Source organism: Xenorhabdus sp. NBAII XenSa04 (assembly GCF_963866145.1).
In the GTDB taxonomy this organism is placed as follows: Bacteria; Pseudomonadota; Gammaproteobacteria; order Enterobacterales; family Enterobacteriaceae; genus Xenorhabdus; species Xenorhabdus indica.
On sequence record NZ_CAWMEB010000368.1, the window covers coordinates 1 to 17789 of the forward strand.

The 17789-nt window shown below is 40.0% G+C and carries 13 protein-coding genes and 1 pseudogene; 8 read left to right on the forward strand and 6 right to left on the reverse strand.

Annotated features, from left to right (window positions below; translation table 11 throughout):
• Positions 1 to 268 (reverse strand): annotated as a pseudogene (locus AAC147_RS12425) (IS110 family transposase); the annotation flags it as partial.
• A gap of 190 nt (positions 269 to 458) precedes the next feature.
• Here AAC147_RS12425 and AAC147_RS12430 point away from each other — a divergent pair.
• The 5 genes from AAC147_RS12430 (at position 459) to AAC147_RS12450 (ending at position 4503) form a co-directional block, all read left to right on the forward strand.
• On the forward strand, positions 459 to 548 hold the full coding sequence (locus AAC147_RS12430; RefSeq protein ID WP_255347666.1) for a hypothetical protein: 90 nt from the start codon (positions 459 to 461) through the stop codon (positions 546 to 548).
• 1 nt (position 549) lies between these two features.
• Positions 550 to 783: a recombinase family protein gene (locus tag AAC147_RS12435; RefSeq protein ID WP_255347665.1), complete on the forward strand. Its 234-nt coding sequence runs from the start codon at positions 550 to 552 to the stop codon at positions 781 to 783.
• A 166-nt stretch (positions 784 to 949) separates the two neighbouring features.
• Positions 950 to 1729: a lysoplasmalogenase gene (locus tag AAC147_RS12440; RefSeq protein WP_052189528.1), complete on the forward strand. Its 780-nt coding sequence runs from the start codon at positions 950 to 952 to the stop codon at positions 1727 to 1729.
• Entirely contained in the window at positions 1726 to 3129 is a 1404-nt protein-coding gene (locus AAC147_RS12445) for a coniferyl aldehyde dehydrogenase (protein WP_047681463.1), read from the forward strand. The genes AAC147_RS12440 and AAC147_RS12445 overlap by 4 nt, the downstream gene beginning before the upstream one ends.
• A 459-nt stretch (positions 3130 to 3588) precedes the next feature.
• Entirely contained in the window at positions 3589 to 4503 is a 915-nt protein-coding gene (locus AAC147_RS12450; RefSeq protein WP_369793148.1) for a tyrosine-type recombinase/integrase, read from the forward strand.
• Between the two features lie 107 nt (positions 4504 to 4610).
• On the opposite strand, the gene uspE is transcribed toward AAC147_RS12450, so the two are convergent.
• Together uspE and AAC147_RS12460 are read right to left on the reverse strand one after the other, a co-directional pair.
• Entirely contained in the window at positions 4611 to 5552 is a 942-nt protein-coding gene (gene uspE / locus AAC147_RS12455) for a universal stress protein UspE (protein ID WP_047681469.1), read from the reverse strand.
• Between the two features lie 130 nt (positions 5553 to 5682).
• Positions 5683 to 6438 carry an FNR family transcription factor gene (locus AAC147_RS12460; RefSeq protein WP_047681471.1) on the reverse strand — a complete coding sequence of 252 codons (756 nt, stop codon included), beginning with the start codon at positions 6436 to 6438 and terminating at the stop codon, positions 5683 to 5685.
• 270 nt (positions 6439 to 6708) lie between these two features.
• Between AAC147_RS12460 and AAC147_RS12465 the strand changes: the two genes are divergently transcribed.
• From AAC147_RS12465 to tyrP, 3 genes are all read left to right on the forward strand, one after another.
• A complete protein-coding gene (locus tag AAC147_RS12465; RefSeq protein WP_047681472.1) occupies positions 6709 to 7611 on the forward strand; it encodes a dimethyl sulfoxide reductase anchor subunit family protein in 903 nt (300 codons plus the stop codon).
• Between the two features lie 313 nt (positions 7612 to 7924).
• On the forward strand, positions 7925 to 9874 hold the full coding sequence (locus AAC147_RS12470) for a pyridoxal phosphate-dependent decarboxylase family protein (protein ID WP_047681473.1): 1950 nt from the start codon (positions 7925 to 7927) through the stop codon (positions 9872 to 9874).
• A gap of 18 nt (positions 9875 to 9892) precedes the next feature.
• Positions 9893 to 11101 (forward strand): tyrosine transporter TyrP, encoded by a 1209-nt coding sequence (gene tyrP, locus AAC147_RS12475; RefSeq protein WP_047681476.1) that lies wholly within the window; start codon positions 9893 to 9895, stop codon positions 11099 to 11101.
• Between the two features lie 280 nt (positions 11102 to 11381).
• Here tyrP and AAC147_RS12480 read toward each other — a convergent pair whose 3' ends face one another.
• From AAC147_RS12480 to AAC147_RS12490, 3 genes are all read right to left on the reverse strand, one after another.
• Positions 11382 to 12575, reverse strand: coding sequence for an MFS transporter (locus AAC147_RS12480; RefSeq protein ID WP_047681479.1), 1194 nt, complete (start codon positions 12573 to 12575; stop codon positions 11382 to 11384).
• Positions 12576 to 12727: 152 nt separating this feature from the next.
• On the reverse strand, positions 12728 to 14248 hold the full coding sequence (locus tag AAC147_RS12485; protein WP_047681481.1) for a trypsin-like serine peptidase: 1521 nt from the start codon (positions 14246 to 14248) through the stop codon (positions 12728 to 12730).
• 180 nt (positions 14249 to 14428) lie between these two features.
• Positions 14429 to 17494, reverse strand: coding sequence for an autotransporter domain-containing protein (locus tag AAC147_RS12490; protein ID WP_047681485.1), 3066 nt, complete (start codon positions 17492 to 17494; stop codon positions 14429 to 14431).
• Positions 17495 to 17789: the final 295 nt, after the last annotated feature.

The following is a 17789-nucleotide window of genomic DNA, read 5'->3' on the forward strand; positions in this document are numbered from 1 at the left end:
TCGTCATCAGCCGTTGTCCGATATCATCCTGAGCAACCTCCTGTGACAGGGCAGTTTCAATCTCGGTGATTTGCTCAACCAGATAGTGATAATGTGCCTGTAACCGCAGTAATACCTGCACCAAATAAGGGGGAAGTTCATGTTCAGCCAGCACAGCAGAGAGCCGTTTTATCACGGCAATCCCCTTGGGCATGCTGATACCAAATTCAAGCAGGAAAGCCTGCATCTGGTTGGTGGTTTTGACTTTATCCCGGACCAGTGATTCCCTATTACTGCGGTTACAGGCACATTATCACTATAACAGGCGGGGGTTCGTGAAGATCGAATTTTCACGGATAAGATGACCGGAAAAACTGACAACAGAGAAGGGTTGAAAAAGTTACTTGCCAGAGCTGAAATAGACGACACCATTATATATATGTACCAAAATGGATCGTTTAGGCCGCAATAACTCGGACATGATCAAAATTGTCGATAGCTGCTACAAAAAAGGCATAGCTATTCGGTTTTTGGACAACAGCCTCAGTACTGAAGGGCACGATGGGTAAAATGATGGTTCAGATTCTGGCGGCAGTGGCTGAAGCAGAGCGCGAACGTATTCTTGAGCGTACGAATGAAGGTCGTCAATATGCGAAGGAATCCGGCGTTAGATTTGGCAGAAAACCGCATAAAGGTGCAGCTCAGGCCAAAAATATGATAATTCAGAAAGCATTGATGAAAGACGTCATGGAAAGGACGGGCATATCCAGAGCAACCTACTTTAGACTGAAAAAGAGGGTTTGATTTTGTGCAGTGAACTTATCGAGGGAATGGGCGCAAAACCTCCTATAACCTTAAGTTACGATGCCTTTTGATCATGTTTTTTTATTCTACTTTGTTATTGGTTTGTTGTTATTTACAGGTGAAAATTCTGTTACCTTAAGTAAGAAAGAAACGGTGGGAGAGGCATATGCCATCAAATAATTGCACTCCTCAGCATGGTTTGCACAACAAAATCGGATTGCTCTATACACTCCTTTCAATTAGCACTATAACAGGTGCATCACTCAGTGCTTCGGTAAATCCAGCATGGATTTGGCTCCACTATCTGACTAAACCCACCGCCACCGCACTATTAGTGTTTTGGATTCTGTTGATCCGAGCACCTTTCTCAATACGTTATCGTAACGCCATTGTTTTTGGACTTGCATTCGCCGTAGGGGGTGATTTTTTTTTGATGTTACCGCAAGACTATTTTTTGGCTGGACTATTTTGCTTCCTGCTCACACATTGCGCTTACATTTATGCTCTATGTTGCGACAGTATTTATACTTCTGTTATTAAAAACAAATACTTCAGTGCAAAATTTATAACTCTTCGTACAATTTTCATTGTAATTGCAGTTTTTATCATATTTATAGTCATCGCATTATTAATAGTCATCGGGCTGTGGAATCATCTACCTAACAGCATGAAAATGCCGGTTGCCATCTATGCTGCGATTTTGACTTTCATGGCCGGGTTAGCGGTTAACAGAGTAATTATTTATCCATTTAAAAGCCCGATGCTTCCAGCACAACATGCAGCGAATATTGCAGCTTTTGGCGGTATCTTTTTTGCTATCAGCGATAGCATGCTCGCTTATAGCCATTTTTACTTTGAAACTCCGTTAAGTCCGCTCTTGGTACTCGGCACTTATTATATAGCTCAATGGTGTTTTGCCTGCTCTGTGCGGAGGCGTGATCAATGACAGAATTAATCAACACCAAATTTGACGCACTGCGCCAAGCTTGGGAACAGAATCGACCTGATGAATACCAACGCCGGGATGATCTGCTGTGTTTGCGCGCAAATTTTAAAGCCAGCCTGAATGAAATGGTGGAAGCCGTTTCCTACGATTTCGGCCATCGTTCTCGCCACGAGAGCATAATGGCAGAAGCGATAATTGTGTTGAGGGAAATTGATCTTTGTCTGCGGTATCTTAAAAGATGGATAAAACCGCAAAGACGCAAGGCTGGATGGCAGTTGTGGCCGGCAACGGCTGAAGTACGCTATGTGCCGCTCGGCGTTGTTGGCATCATGGCGCCGTGGAACTATCCGGTTAATTTGACTCTCACACCATTAGTATCAGCTCTTGCCGCAGGTAATCATGCATTTATCAAACCTTCAGAACATACGCCACATACCAATGCCTACTTAGAAAAATTTCTAAGCAAAATTTTTCCTGAAAATCGTGTCAGTATTGCACAAGGCGGAGCAGATATTGCAGCCGCTTTTTCTGCCTTACCCTTTGATCACCTGTTTTTTACTGGCTCCAGGGCGATCGGTAAAAAAGTAATGGCCGCTGCCGCACAAAACCTCACTCCTGTTACGTTGGAACTTGGCGGTAAGTCTCCAGCACTGATTGCCCCCGATGCCGATCTGAAAAAAGCGGCTGCTCGCATTATAAACGGAAAGCTTTTCAATTCTGGACAAACCTGCATAGCACCCGATTACGTATTATTGCCGGAAAGTGTCATTGAGCCGTTTATTACAGAGGCTAAGGAACAAATTTCGCAACGCTATCCCCAACCCAACAACTTCCCAGACTATACAAGCATTATCAATAACAACCAGTATCGACGTCTTATTAAATTACTTGAAGATGCAATCATACGCGGTCATCAGATCATTCCGCTTATGCCTCTTATTGATCCGAGACAAGCGCTTAAGCAACGTATTCTTGCTCCTACACTAGTTCTCAACCCTGATGATGACAGTGCTATCATGCAGGAAGAAATTTTCGGCCCACTGATACCGATTAAAACCTACCGCTCTTATGATGAAGCAATCCATTATATTGCAAGCCGTGATCGACCATTGGCCTTTTATTGTTTCAGCAAAAATAACAAGCAAATTGAGGCGGCTTTATTGCACATCGTCGCAGGTAGCATTTGCATCAATGACACACTGTATCAATTTGCATGTACAAGTTTACCCTTTGGGGGTGTAGGCCAGAGCGGTATGGGGCAGTATCACGGCTATGAAGGCTTTAAAACTTTTTCCAAAGCCATGCCTATTTTGCGCAAATACAATCTGGCACTGACAGATCAGCTACGTCCTCCCTATGGTAAGCATGTTAATATGCTTATCCGCTTTCTCACACGATAAAAAACTGCTGCAATATTTCAAGTCAAATTTGAAACAGTCAGGGCGTATTCACAAGCTGACCAGCACAAGCAGATTTGTTTGTGTGAGTTAATAATGTCAGTTTCATTCAAGCATTGATCCAGCATTTTTGATGCTCTAAAAACAGCTATATCAATAGGTTATGCATCAGTAACTATCTCTTGTGTACAAACTTTATTGCTCTTACACACGTTCACATTTCCTACATATTTTTTCTACTTATTAAAATACACATTTGAAAAAGTAAGATTTTCACAATAATATGGTGTGAGTCATAAGTCCCAGTTTTTACGTAGCGCAATCAAAAGACATTGGAGTCAGAGGGCAGTTATGCACCATAAAGATGAGAAGAACGATAAAAATAAAGAGGAGAAAAACTCACTGATTGTGCTTTCTGATGAGCAACAGAATTCCAGAGATTATCAAAAGCAGGGAATGGTTATGCCATTGTCTGCATCTGATCAGATATATGACAATCCTGCCATTGCCTATCTTGTCAGTCTTGGTTCAAAGCGAAGTCGCCAAACTATGAAGTCATTTCTTAATATTGTGGCAAAAATGTTGGGTTACCAAAATGTGCAGGACTGTTTATGGCGTAATCTACGGCGCCATCATATTCAGGCCATTATGGAAATGCTCTCTGATTCAGGCAAAGCACCCGCAACGATCAATACTTATCTTTCTGCATTGAAAGGCGTTGCACTAGAAGCCTGGACAATGAAACAACTTGACACGGATAATTTTCAACACATTAAACAAGTACGTTCTGTCAGGGGAAGTCGCTTAACCAAAGGACGGGCACTTGAGCGTTATGAAATTAAGACCTTATTTTATACCTGTGAAAACGATCTCAGTACAAAAGGCTTACGCGATGCCGCCATTATCGGTATTTTGATAGGTTGCGGTCTGCGCCGTTCAGAAATTGTCTCATTAGATCTGAAACACATCATTTATCGTGAACAAGCATTAAGAGTGATGGGGAAAGGAAACAAAGAACGTTTGTCATATATGCCGGAAGGGACATGGAGGCGGTTGAATTGCTGGGTGGATGAAGTTCGGGGGGAGCATGCCGGGCCATTATTTACTCGTATCCGCAGGCATGATGATGTAACAGAAGATCGTCTTTCTGATCAGGCTATTTATCATATATTGGAAACTCGCAGGATTGAAAGCGGAATAGAAAAATTTGCTCCTCATGATCTACGCAGAACCTTTGCCTCGGCTATGTTGGATAATGGCGAAGATATTGTGACCGTCAAAGATGCAATGGGACACTCAAGTATTACGACAACTCAAAAGTATGATCGGCGCGGGGATGAACGTCTGAGAAATGCGGCCAGAAATTTGAATTTTTGAATATAGTAATTTTGATATAGTAATCAAATCACACTAATACAAATCATAGTTTGCCCGAAACTTGAATAAATCTTATTTCGGGCAAACTATCGAATCATTGTCGATTATTATTCATCCACATCAATCGGACAAATGAAACCATCAGGTTTAATTGCCAGCAGATCGCATTTTAACCGGTCAATAACATGTTCTGCAGTATTACCAAGAAATGCAGCAGACAAACCTGTACGCCCAAGAATGCCTAAAACAACCACACCAGCATTAATTTCCTCGCAGATTTCAGGAATGACTTTTTCCGGCAAGCCTTCCTGAACATGCGTTTGCTCTTCGCTGATACAAAATTTCTGTCGTAGTTCTTTCATTGCGACCAAATGCTGACCGCGTAATGCACGATTGTATACATTGGGATCAAAATCAGGCAGTTCTGTTGCAATGTTTAAAGGCGCTGCGGGATAGGCACTGACAAGGTGGATAAGAGGTTCTTTTACAATCCTGTTAGCAAGTTCTTGTGTTTCACCAACTAATTTCAGATTAAGTTCATTATGATAGGATTCTTCGTTTGATAAATTCACCGCAACAACTGCCGACCCTTTTTCTGGCCATATCTGGTCTTTTACCATCCAGACAGGACAAGGGCATTTACGTAATAAGTGCCAGTCGAGCGGTGTAAAAATCATCGACTCTAACAGAGAATGCTGATGTGCCATCTTCAATAGCAAATCATGTTCTCCAGAAATAACTTCCTGAATGATCGCTTCATAAAAACGATTATGCCAAACTACTTTGATTTCAATATCAATTCCTGATTCAAGGTAGTAATGTGCTTGTTGTTTTATCCAGGCGACCCGTTGACCAATAACACCTTTACGCATAGCGTTTCTTTCTTCGGGAGAAAGTAACGTAGTCATATCATAGGATAGATCATAAATGGGCAAGAAAGCCTTAATCCGGCCACCATTACGTTGCACGATATATACCGCACGTCTTAATGCTGGCTGATCATCCTGATTCGGATCAATTGCAACTAAGAGGTTTTGGTAGTTTGCCATATATTAATACCTCGCAGAGGCTGGATGTGCCTTTCGTACAGAAAGATAAACTAATATCGACAACTATAACAGTGTAGGAGAGTGCCAGATCAGCAAAATATAGTGATCTGGCTTAAATTTTGAAATAACTTTATGTCACATTTACGTGGGCTTTACCTGCCAGTTCAGTTAATTTTTCCATGTTTTCTACAGTGATATACTTTCCTTTAACACTTAAAATGCCATTTTTCTGAAAACGCCCAAGCAGACGGCTGATAGTTTCAACTGTCAAGCCGAGATAATTACCGATATCACCACGTGTCATAGTCAGACGGAATTCACGGGGGGAAAAACCGCGTTGCGAAAAACGGCGGGACAAATTATAAACAAATGCCGCCAGCCTTTCTTCTGCATTCTTCTTGGATAATAAGAGGATCATTTCCTGATCACCTTTAATTTCACCACTCATCAAACGCATCATTTGCTGGCGGAGATTCGGCATTTTTCCGGAAAGATCATCTAATGTTTCAAATGGGATTTCGCATACCATTGAAGTTTCCAATGCCTGAGCAAAACTGGGATGCTCTGTATTGATTATGGCATCAAATCCGACTAAATCTCCGGCAAGATGAAAACCTGTGATTTGCTCATCACCTTCTTCAGTGATTGTATAGCTTTTAATAGTTCCAGAACGGATAGCATAAAGCGATTTTAATGCGTCACCAGCTTTAAAAAGAGTTTGTCCTTTTTGGATGGGTTTTTTACGCTCAATGATATTATCAAGCTGATCGAGTTCATGTTCGTTTAAAGTGAAAGGAATGCATAGTTGGTTAATGCTGCAATCCTGACAGTGGATTGCACAACCACCTGATTGAATCCGCCTAATAATGCGTTTTTCCGGAACCATAGGAAGTGCTCGTTAGAAATGATTGATGTTCGTCAATTTAACATATTTAGGTGGCTCTGATAAGAGCCTGATTTTTTTGTTAATCATTATCTTTGTCATTGACGAAGAAAAAAATGAAATTTTGCTGTGATTAAGTCTTAACTTGCGTAAAATTCTGCACATTCGATATAACACACCAATAAAACTGAAATTATATTAATAATATAATGTCATGTTGATGGTGGTGTATTGACGATAGAGGTGGGTTTACAGATAAATGGATGGATTAGCATGAGTGAATGGCTGTTAATTGCATTTACAATGATAGTGCAAAGTTCTATTGGCCTGGTACTGATGAGTGCACTTTATATTTATTGTTTTAATCAGAAAACAAACGCAGGGCAAAAATCAACGGTTGTCCCTGTCCGCATAGCTTTAGTCATCAGTAGCATACTGTCTGGAATAGGTTTGCTATCTTCTTTGGATATTATGGGATATCCATTCAGTGTGTATCATTTATTACAATTGCATAACATAATACACCGGCGAGAGTGGATAAATATAGAAACAACATTTGCTGCCATCTACTTTGGTACTTTGAGTTTATATACACTTTTTGTTTTGGTCACCAGGCGCGGACATGTATATGTTATGATGGGGATCGGTATTATTGGCTTAGCTGATATTCACTATATGGTCAGTATTTATTTGAACAGTGCCATGCTCACCTGGACAAATATTAATACTTATTTTTTGTTCTATGGCGCAGTATTTACGTTGGGGCCAGCACTGGCTTTGTCGTTTATTAGTCAGTCGGGCGGGAAACTTATGCGAGAAAAAATTCCTACCAAACTTATTATGTCAGCGCTGATTATTGTTTTTATCAGTGTGACAATCCGATTGATTGAACAACCAGCATACATGGGATGGTTAGTAGAGACGGCATTGGAAAGTGAAGGAAAAAACACCATTTTTCCCCATCAACCAGAACTTAACTTCAAAAGTGCATTTAGTTTTAGAATGATAACATGGTGTTTATACATTATCGCTATGGCGATCTGGACATATACATTATGGAAAGGGCGAAACAGAACACGCATTCGAACAGGTTATTCTATTCTGTCGGGTACAGTCATTATGTTTATTGCGGAAATCATTAATCAATATATTTTCTTTATCATGTGCAACATGTAATTATTAACATCATTATAAAGTCATATATTCCATTTATTCTAATCTGCACAATAAAAAATGTGATGCCGCCACTGATTTTATGTGCAGAAAACCACAGTATATTCATGGTCTTAAATTTACAAACCATCCTTAAAACACTACTGGATTACATCTTTTCTTTATCATTTTTTTGTTCTAGTGCACAAATTTAAAGTATTTATTAACTTGTTATTAATATTTCAAATCATATGTTTTATATCTGTGTTCATAGCTTGACTTAGTTAATGAATAAATAGCTAACAAAGAATAATGAACAATCGAGGATATTGTGATTATGACTAAGCCACTTAATTCTAACTTAAATGTAGATGCTCTATTTTTAGGTCCAAAGTCAGAAAATGCTGTGTTTTTCAGGGAAATGATGGATTATGCGGTCAGTGAGCATATGCATTGGCGTTCAGGTTTTCATCCTGAAGATTCCGCTCTGGTTACATCAGTTGATCGCTATGAGCATAACTACAGAGAAACACTGTATCGAACAGAAGGAATATTAAATCAGTTATCGGCAAAACTAAAAAACACCTCCATTCCTTTCTTTTCTCCCCGTTATCTTGGACACATTAATGGCGACACTTTGATGGTTTCTAATCTCGCTTATGTTATGGCGATGATGTACAACCCCAATAACTGTTCTTATGAAGCATCACCAACCACAACAGATCTTGAGCTTGAATCCGGATTAGATCTCTGCCGAATGTTTGGCTATGACACACAACAAGCCTGGGGACATATCACCTCAGGAGGAACCGTGGCTAACTATGAGGGACTTTGGGTTGCCAGGAACTTAAAAACACTGTCTTTAGCCATTTCTCTGCATCCTGAAACCAAAAACCTGCTCAGTCACAAGTCTCAAAAACAATTAATGAATATTCCAACAGCAGAAGCCATTGATTTAATTAGTGAGTTAAAAAGGCAGGGAATATTTAATGAAATACGCGATATGACATGTCGTGGCATAGGCGTTAAACCGGAAATTTTAGGCAAGCTACTTGTACCACAGTCTAAGCATTACTCTTGGATAAAAGCAGCCGATATTTTTGGTATTGGACAAGAAAATATTATTCCATTGCCCGTTAATGAACATTATCAGACTGATGTTGCCAAGATGCGTGAAATCACGCTTTCTCTTATTGAGAAAGGAGAAGCTATTTTGGCAATGATTGCTGTGGTAGGTACAACGGAAGTAGGAGCAATTGATCGCATTGATGAAGTGATAAAGCTGAGGCAGGAATGTGAAGAGCATTATGGGGCATCGTTTTACATCCATATTGATGCTGCCTATGCAGGTTATGCCTGTTCTTCACTCCTGGATGAGCAGGGAAAATTTATGGAATATGATGAATTAGTTAAGCATCATCATGAACTTGGACTTATCCCTGAAAATATTAACTGGCCTAAACTGGAAGTCTATCAGAGTTTCAAGGCACTAAAACATGTCGATTCGATTACTGTTGATCCCCATAAGATGGGATTCATTCAATATTCGGCTGGTGCTATCTGTATGAAGGATAAGCGAATTCTCGATTTGATTTCTTCCCATGCTGCTTATGTCTTTGAAGATAATGATGTTCACAATGATTCACCAACCAGTAATCGAGGAATATTAGGTGCCTCTATAATGGAAGGTTCAAAGGCTGGAGCAACTGCTGCCGCTTTGTGGGCAGCGCACAGATTATTACCTCTGAACATTCATGGGTATGGCAAAGTGATCGCTGCTGGGATCGTCACTGCTAATCGATTATTAGATAAGATAACCAATATGCAACCTATAAAGGTTGAAAAATATCAATTTGAAACGTATATCATGCCAACACCTGACTTTCATATGATTAATTTTTCTTTCAAGGAAGTCGGAAATACCAGTCTGCTGAACCATAACGCCCTCAACAAACGGATCTATGAACTATGTTCATATTCCACCGGACGTGCTTATGCCAATGATTTTCTCACATCATCAACAATACTGGATTACAAAGAGTATGGTGATACTCCCAGGTATTACGCTGAGCAATGTGGTTTTAGTTATAGTGAATGGCAAGCAGTACATCATATATATATATTGCGGGCAGCCGTCATGACACATTGTCTGCGTAATGAAGAACACTTCGAAGAATATTGGGAGCAATTAAAATTTATTTTTGTTAGAAAACTGACTCAAATTGTTGATGAAAAAGAAAAGCAATTACATCAAAGGTTAGATTTTGATACTTCATTTCTTAGTTGATACTAAAGGGATATAGATATGAAAAATCGTACCCTGGGAAGTATTTTTATTGTCGCCGGGACAACGATCGGAGCAGGTATGCTGGCAATGCCACTTGCCGCATCTGGTATAGGTTTCAGTGTTAGTTTTATTCTGCTAGTTGGGATATGGATTTTGATGAGTTATACCGCATTATTGCTGGTTGAAGCTTATCAGTATGAATCATTCGATACCGGTTTGGGGACACTGGCTTATCGTTATCTTGGCAAATATGGAAAAATCATTACTGGTTTCAGCATGATGTTTCTGTTGTACGCCTTAACTGCGGCTTATATCAGTGGGGCAGGTGATTTACTTACTGCCAACATTAATAAATGGACAGGTGTTTCATTTCATGGTGCCGTAGGCGTACTTCTATTCACCTTGATAGGTGGAGGGATAGTCTGTGTTGGTACCAGCTCTGTCGATTTTATAAACAGAATATTGTTTAGTGCCAAGATTATCTTTCTGGTATTGATGCTTGGTTTGATGCTTCCACACATTCAGCATGTAAATTTATTATCCATGCCTGTTGAGCAAGGTCTTATTTTATCTGCTATTCCTGTTGTTTTCACTTCATTTGGTTTTCATGGCAGCGTACCGAGCATTATACGATATATGAAAGGTGATATCCGTAAATTACGATGGATATTTATTATCGGCAGTGCAATTCCTCTGATAGCTTATATACTTTGGCAATTAGCTACATTAGGAAGTCTTGATTCAACTACACTATTGGGAATTCTAGCTGAAAAATCCGGATTAGATGGATTGATCCGCTCGATTCGTGATGTAGTTGTATCATCAAAAACAGAATTTTCAGTGCAAATATTCGCCAACCTGGCGTTAGCAACGTCTTTTTTGGGCGTCACTCTTGGGTTATTTGATTTTCTGGCAGATCTTTTCAAACGCCAGAATAATGTAGCAGGGCGCTTACAAACCGGATTGCTAACATTTGCACCTCCATTAGTGTTTGCCTTGTTTTATCCAAAAGGATTTGTCATGGCGTTGGGATATGCTGCTATTGCGTTATCAATCCTTGCTTTGTTATTACCCAGTATTTTGATTTTTAAAGTTCGCCAAAAAAATGTATGCCAATATCGGGTCTTTGGCGGAACGCCCGCATTGGTTTTGGTATTTCTTTGTGGGATCGCAGTAATTTCTATTCAAATAGGTATTGTGACAGGAATCTTACCTGAAGTTGGATAAGTTCATTAACTCCTTATCATTGTCGAAAGGCTTTGGAATTCACCAAAGCCTTTTAGAAGGAAGAGATTTTTCTACATGATGGATAAGATGATAAATTTATTTATTATTCAATTCGTTGGGTACGTGAGTTTCAGCTTATTCAGGATAATACTAATAGGACGGACTAAGGATAGTGTGTTTAGCCACAAGCTCAGTTCAAAAAAGTCAAATGTCGTATTTTACAGTTTCGCTTCCACTGGGCCATTTTTTTACGTTTATTGGCCTTGATTTAGTGACAGTGTCACCAAAAATCTCTCAATATCATCCCAATAGCTATTATCAAGCAGCTTCCCAGTATTATCATTGCCGCCACGATACCGTGCAGGGTTAGTTGCGTAGTCACAATGGGGAGTAAAAATAGAATTGCCAGATTATTCAGGCTTTCAGATACTGCCAATATTTGGCCTTTATTCCGCTTCGCTCGATTTGCCAGAATAGAAGTGCTCACAGGGGCTGCAAGTCCGAGTGCACATCCCCATAACATCAGGCAGCCAAGGCTAAAGAATAAAGACAGTGGTAATAACATGAATGCAGAACTGGTTACGAAAAGTGTTATTATTGTCAACAGTAGCGTGCATTCTTCCCGGATCCGTAAGTGCTTCACAAAATATGTAGATAGATTCCCCAAACCAAGCCCGATGCCAAATGCAGAAACGGAGATACCAACTGCGTCTGTTTCTAAATCATAATGTCGTCTTAATACTTCTCCGGTCAATATAAAAGCAGATACTGCCGTACCATTCCAAAACCCTTTTGCGATAAGAGGGCGGATTAAATTCCCCTGGTGTATCCATTGAAATGTTATTTCTGTTTTTCTTATGTGATGATTCTGGGAAGAGTTTTTCTTCAGAGTTAAAGGCAATTTTCGGCTTAAAACATTTCTGCTTAAAATAAAAAGCAAAATACATCCTATCGCATTCATCAAAAATGGTATCCGCCAGTTAAAAACGGCTGTTAACACTCCTGCGAAGACAGGGCCAGCCGCAATACCCGCAGTCATGCCAAACATAACAATTCCCATTGCTGGGGTTTGTTTATGGGGAGGGAAAATATCTGCAACCAATGCAAAAATAGTTGGGATCAGAGCAGCCGAAGCAATACCTCCGAAAATACGCAATCCGATAGCAATTTCTAAATTGGGGGCTATAGCCAATGCCAGCCCATCAAATGAAAGAAACAGCAAAGATGTCAGCAACAATTTATATCGACTTATTCGATAAGATAACCAACCAAAAATCGGTGCTGAAAGTGCGTAAGCGAGGGCATAACTGGATACCAGCCAGGTCGCTTTATCTGTTGTTGTTTCAAACGATTCAGCCAATGGTTTGAGTATGGGGGATAGCATAAACTCTGTCGCACCGATGAAAAATACAGCAAATGAGAATATCGGTAGAATTAATGATGAAACTTTAGGCAAAATAATACGTGATGACATATTCAGGCCTTCTCTGATAAAAAATTGGATTGAGTGGAAATAGATAAAATTTTTAGCTGTCTTTAGCTACTACATCATGTGTTGGATAAAAAAATAGGGGAGTGAAGGTAGTGTGGTGTTTCACTGCCAGCGATTACTGGCAGTGAGATTGTTTATTTAGCAGCAGTGGCTTCAATATCAAGTACACTAATTTGGCTATCATTTTTTGCCATATCTTGACCATATGCACATACACGCCATGGAGCTTCAGATTTAGCTAGAACTATAGGCCTCCAGGCAAAGCCGTAACCTGATTTATCATCACAGTGGGTTGTTGCTTTAGGACCATATTTCACTTGAACACCCATGAGTTCATATTGTTGAGCTTTAACAGTTATATACCAGTTGTTACTCCCATGGTCATCTTTATGAATGATTGGTTTAATTGATGGTGGAACATTATCAATTTCTCGCAACATCACTGAGGCATCTTTTGTTTTTTGCCATTGACCATCGTTGTTCTGATGGATAACACAGAGTTTATAGATACCGTCTTTTTCAGGCAATAACATGTTTTTCAATAGATTCTTGCTAGCTGAAACTGGAGCGCTATATCCGGCTTGATTTGTACAATCCACTTCGCTGATCAGCCCTGTTTTATAGCGGATATTTTTGACATCAGCACCTTCTTTGATAATGACATCCCATTTTGCTTTCTCTCCGTCAACAACACCTTGAGTAATCCAAGATGACCACAGCAGACTTCTTTCTAAAATGTCACCGCTATTATTTTCCAGTTTAGATAGATCCAGTTTGTTGTCCTTGGTTATTGCATTAGCAATGGTATCTACAGGAATGAAATAGCTGGCTCCTTCTTCTGAAACTCCTTTATTGTTTTCGACAGTACAAGGCCTGCCGAGTCCACAACCAGTCATACCTGGTGTTGTGGTTGTATTAAGAACACCAATAACGTCCGTTTTACCTTTTTCAAAAACAGGGGAGCCAGATGTTCCACCGACTACACCAGCACAGTTAACAGAGAAGATCGGAGACCAAATCCATGGGGCAGAACTTTCATACAATAATGGTGATTTTCCGGTAATATCACATTCCGATTTTCTAAGGTAAGCAAAATCGTAATCAACATTATTGACAGGAATATGTGTCAACACGATAGGCTGATATTTCATCTTCAGGTTTTTCTTCAGCTTCAAAGGATGATAGCCTTTCTTAGCCAGATCGCCATAAGTAGCTTTCAATTGTAAGACAGCGATATCTTGGTGTTTCATCGTTGAATACAGAATACGGTCAATTTTTATTGGTGAAAGGTTGGCTTTTTTGTCAATAAAATAATCCGGAGTATATTGCCAATATTCCATTTCTACTGGCTGATCAACGATCACTTCATTTGTTCCTACATTGCTATTAACACAGTGTCCTGCTGTTAGTATCAAGGCCGGAGTCTTTGGGCTTGGTTCATTTTCACCAGCAATCAGGGTTGCAGTACAGCTTGCTCCCCCCGAAAATTTACCGACAGTTCTGAATTTATCGGCACCAGGATCGGTTGATTTCATTAATGGAGCACCATTATCATTAGGCTCAGAAAAATCAATAGATGTATCACTCAACGCTAAAGCATTTGAACTTGCTGTGATAGAAAACAAACTAACTAACAGTACCTTACGATAAGCCATAATTATCCTCCTTTAGATTATGTAGATGACTCGGTAGTCATTATCTGACTGACAATGCATAAGATCTACTTAACTATTTTGTATTGCTGTGGATACAAAGCCATCAAATGAAGAAGAAAAGAAAAACTCACTGCCAGCTATTGCCAGCAATGAGTTTGTTTTTTATGAGGTTTTTATTACTCAGAATTTCCAGTTGGCATTGAAGAATACACCGTTATCTTTGTGATTGCCTGATAAGACACCGTTATATCCCAGAGATAATTGAGCATTTTCATTAATGTTCAATGCCGTACCTGCTTTGATGACAGCGGCGTCACGTGCTGCTGAAACACTGTTGAGAGTAAATGCTGCATTGCTATTACTGAAACTTAATTTACTGCCACGATCGACATTGCCAAATTGATGTTGCCAACCCAATTCACCATACATACCTACAGTAATTTGATTTTGCGTCTGCCATTTTTGATCAACGCGTAAACCTAATGTGGAGAGAGTTGCATTTTTTGATTGTTTTTCGCCAGTTAATGCCGCAGCACCACCTTGCTCATTAATACCACCATGACGGAAATTAACGTGAGACAAATTGGCAAATGGTTCCAAATTCAACCAGGGAGCATTAATACGATAAGCTGCTTCAGTAAATATCTGCCCGGTTTGTGCACCATATTTAGCTTTCAAATTGTCGGACTGACTGCCAAAAGCAACCGAACGTTTTGTATCAAAACGATGCCAGCTATAGGTCACACCAGTACGCAATGCCAGAGCATTAATCTGTTTGCTACCATATAATGCCAGATGGAAATTGTTGCTGTCGGCTGAAGTATTATAACCACCGCGCAGAGAAGAGCGGGTATAACCAGTAGACATACCGATACGCCAGTCATTCGTTAACGTCTTGTCTGCGCCCAGTAACACACCATAATTAGACATACGATAGCCGTTGATTTCACTGGTATCATCGGCGCGTTGCCAGTGGCTGGTGATTTGCGCCCAAACACCATTTTTATCTGCTTTGATATCCTGATTAGTGGTTCCACCATCTGCCTGGCGCAAGCGTGTATTCAATGTATCGCGCAGATAACGGCTGCTATTGATCTGTGCAGCAGCGATATCGGCATGGATCTGTCCAGAAGACAACTGTTGGAATGCCTGGCGAGCCTGAGCAGGCGTATCAGACATTAAGATACTCTCATAAACCGGATGACCCAGATTCAGCTTATCAGCAGCATTGGCTATCGCACGTTCATTAGCGGTTTTACCCATACTGGCAAATGTAGTGGTATTACGTTTTATATCTAACATCACGCTATTAGGTTGGTAGTTAAGATGAGTACCAACGAACAAATAGTTAGGTGCAACGGTAGTAAATTGACCATTGATACCACGGTTTGCCTGTAAGATATTGTATTGCTGACCAAGCAGGCTACGAACTTCATGTTTTGAGAGTAAGTTGCTGTTGTTTTCTAATGTGACCTGTACAGCTCCACCTTTCAATATCGCTGAACCATTGCTGGAAATGCGATCACTACGTCCTTGAGTATTTGGTGCAACTTCAACCAGATAACGAGAACCTTCCTGGAAAGTAACATCACGATCAACGTTCAAGATTCCAATTGAATTTAAATTGCCTGGAGCAATATTGGCACTGGCATTGGCCATAAGTGAGCCAACAGTACCACTTCCACTCAGTGTTGCATCATTTTGCACAGTGACATCAGAAGTTATAGAGCCACTAATTTGCAACTGGCCTTGTTCTACCCAGGTTGGCCCTTTATAAGTGCTATTTTTACCAGCAAGTTCAAGCATTCCTTTACCGGTTTTAGTCAATCCACCATGACCTGCAATATCATTACTCCAATAGTCATAGGCACACTCAATGCTATCGCATACCCGTTCTACAGTAGTACCTTTTTCCACTATCCCCCCCATTCCGGGGATATTTGCGACAAACTGAGTTTCCGTATATGAGCCGGGAACATAGAATTCAGCAGGAATATCTTTCTCAGTGATAAACATTTTAGGGCCATCAATGGCATCTTTCAGGTTCAGCATTCCCCAGCCATAGAGCCGGTCAATACCTTTTTCCCCCAGATCAGTAGCAGTTGTTTTGAGAACATCAGAGATTTGCCCCGCTGTCATATAAGGAAAACGCTGCATCAAGACAGCCGCCGCTCCGACTACATGCGGGGATGCCATAGATGTGCCTGTGTAAGCCTCATAAGTAGGATTAATCTCCAGTTCACCCTTATTTAAGGCATCTTCGTCTATTTTTCCATTATTTTTCGAAACAAAATCACCTGTGCTACTGTAAACTCTGGTGCCTGGTGCGGACAAACAGTAACTAGCGGTATATCCGCAACTGGTTGATGAGACGTTAATTTGATTGTCTCTGGTCAGGTTGGCTACGCTGAGGTAATTCTTTAATACATCAGGGAAGAAAAACGGCATCCCCGCGTGTAACCAGGTGACGTTATAGTTGTTGGCATTTCCCGCAGCAAAAACAACTAATTTATCTTGACGTGCTGCACGCAATAAGGAAGCTGATCTGATTGTTCCCAGTATTGGATAGAAATCATCCTCTGGGATCGGAGATTTACTTAACTTATCCAACATTTCTTTAATCGGGGTGGCATATTTAATGACATCGTCTAATGTGACTTTATCATATTTTACTGTTCCATTTGGAAATCTTATAGGATTACCTTTGCTATCAGTAGCATATCCAGGACGAACACCCCAACTATTATTGATAACCCGAACATTACTCTGAATCATGGCTTCTGTACGATTAAACTCATTTTGCAAATATTTTGCAGTAATTAAGCCCGAATCAAATGCCACGCCGTGCATCCCTTTACCGTCTCTGTTTGCGGCAATAATTCCTGACACATGGTTACCGTGAGCACCGAAGATGATCGTTCCATTTTTCTTTTCATCGTAGTTCCAAATATCTTCAGGGCTTAATATCTTAAGTTTTCCTGCAAATTCAGAATGCTGAGTAACAGCCTCATCCAGCACACCAACATTAATCCCTTTCCCAGTATAACCACGTGCATAAGCATAATGCGCACCAATTGCGGTTAATCCCCATTGACGCTTGAATTCCTCTGATAGCCAACTATCAGGCGAGTTTTTCTGCCCTTGTTCCTGATATCCAGTATCGGCCATTGAAGCATTAATAGGTAATAGTCCACAAAATAATGTCACCCACAAAAATATAGGTTTTACTGTATTGTTTTTTTTCATAAGAGTAGGTCCATTTTTTACATGATGAAATCTTCCGATTCGCTATTCAATAAATAACTCTTCAGAAAACGCTTATATTTAACAGGTCATTTGAGTTCATATAACTGGCAGGATTAAGTTATTCCCAAAACAGATGGATGTTGCAGAATAATCTTTAAATAAATAATTAATTAAAGATATCAAAAAAATATCTATAACTCGCCAGCAAGTTTCTATGAAATGATAACTAAACATCAAATGCAAGAATTTATTTAACCCACTGATAACATTTGATTTACAATAATTTAATTTTATT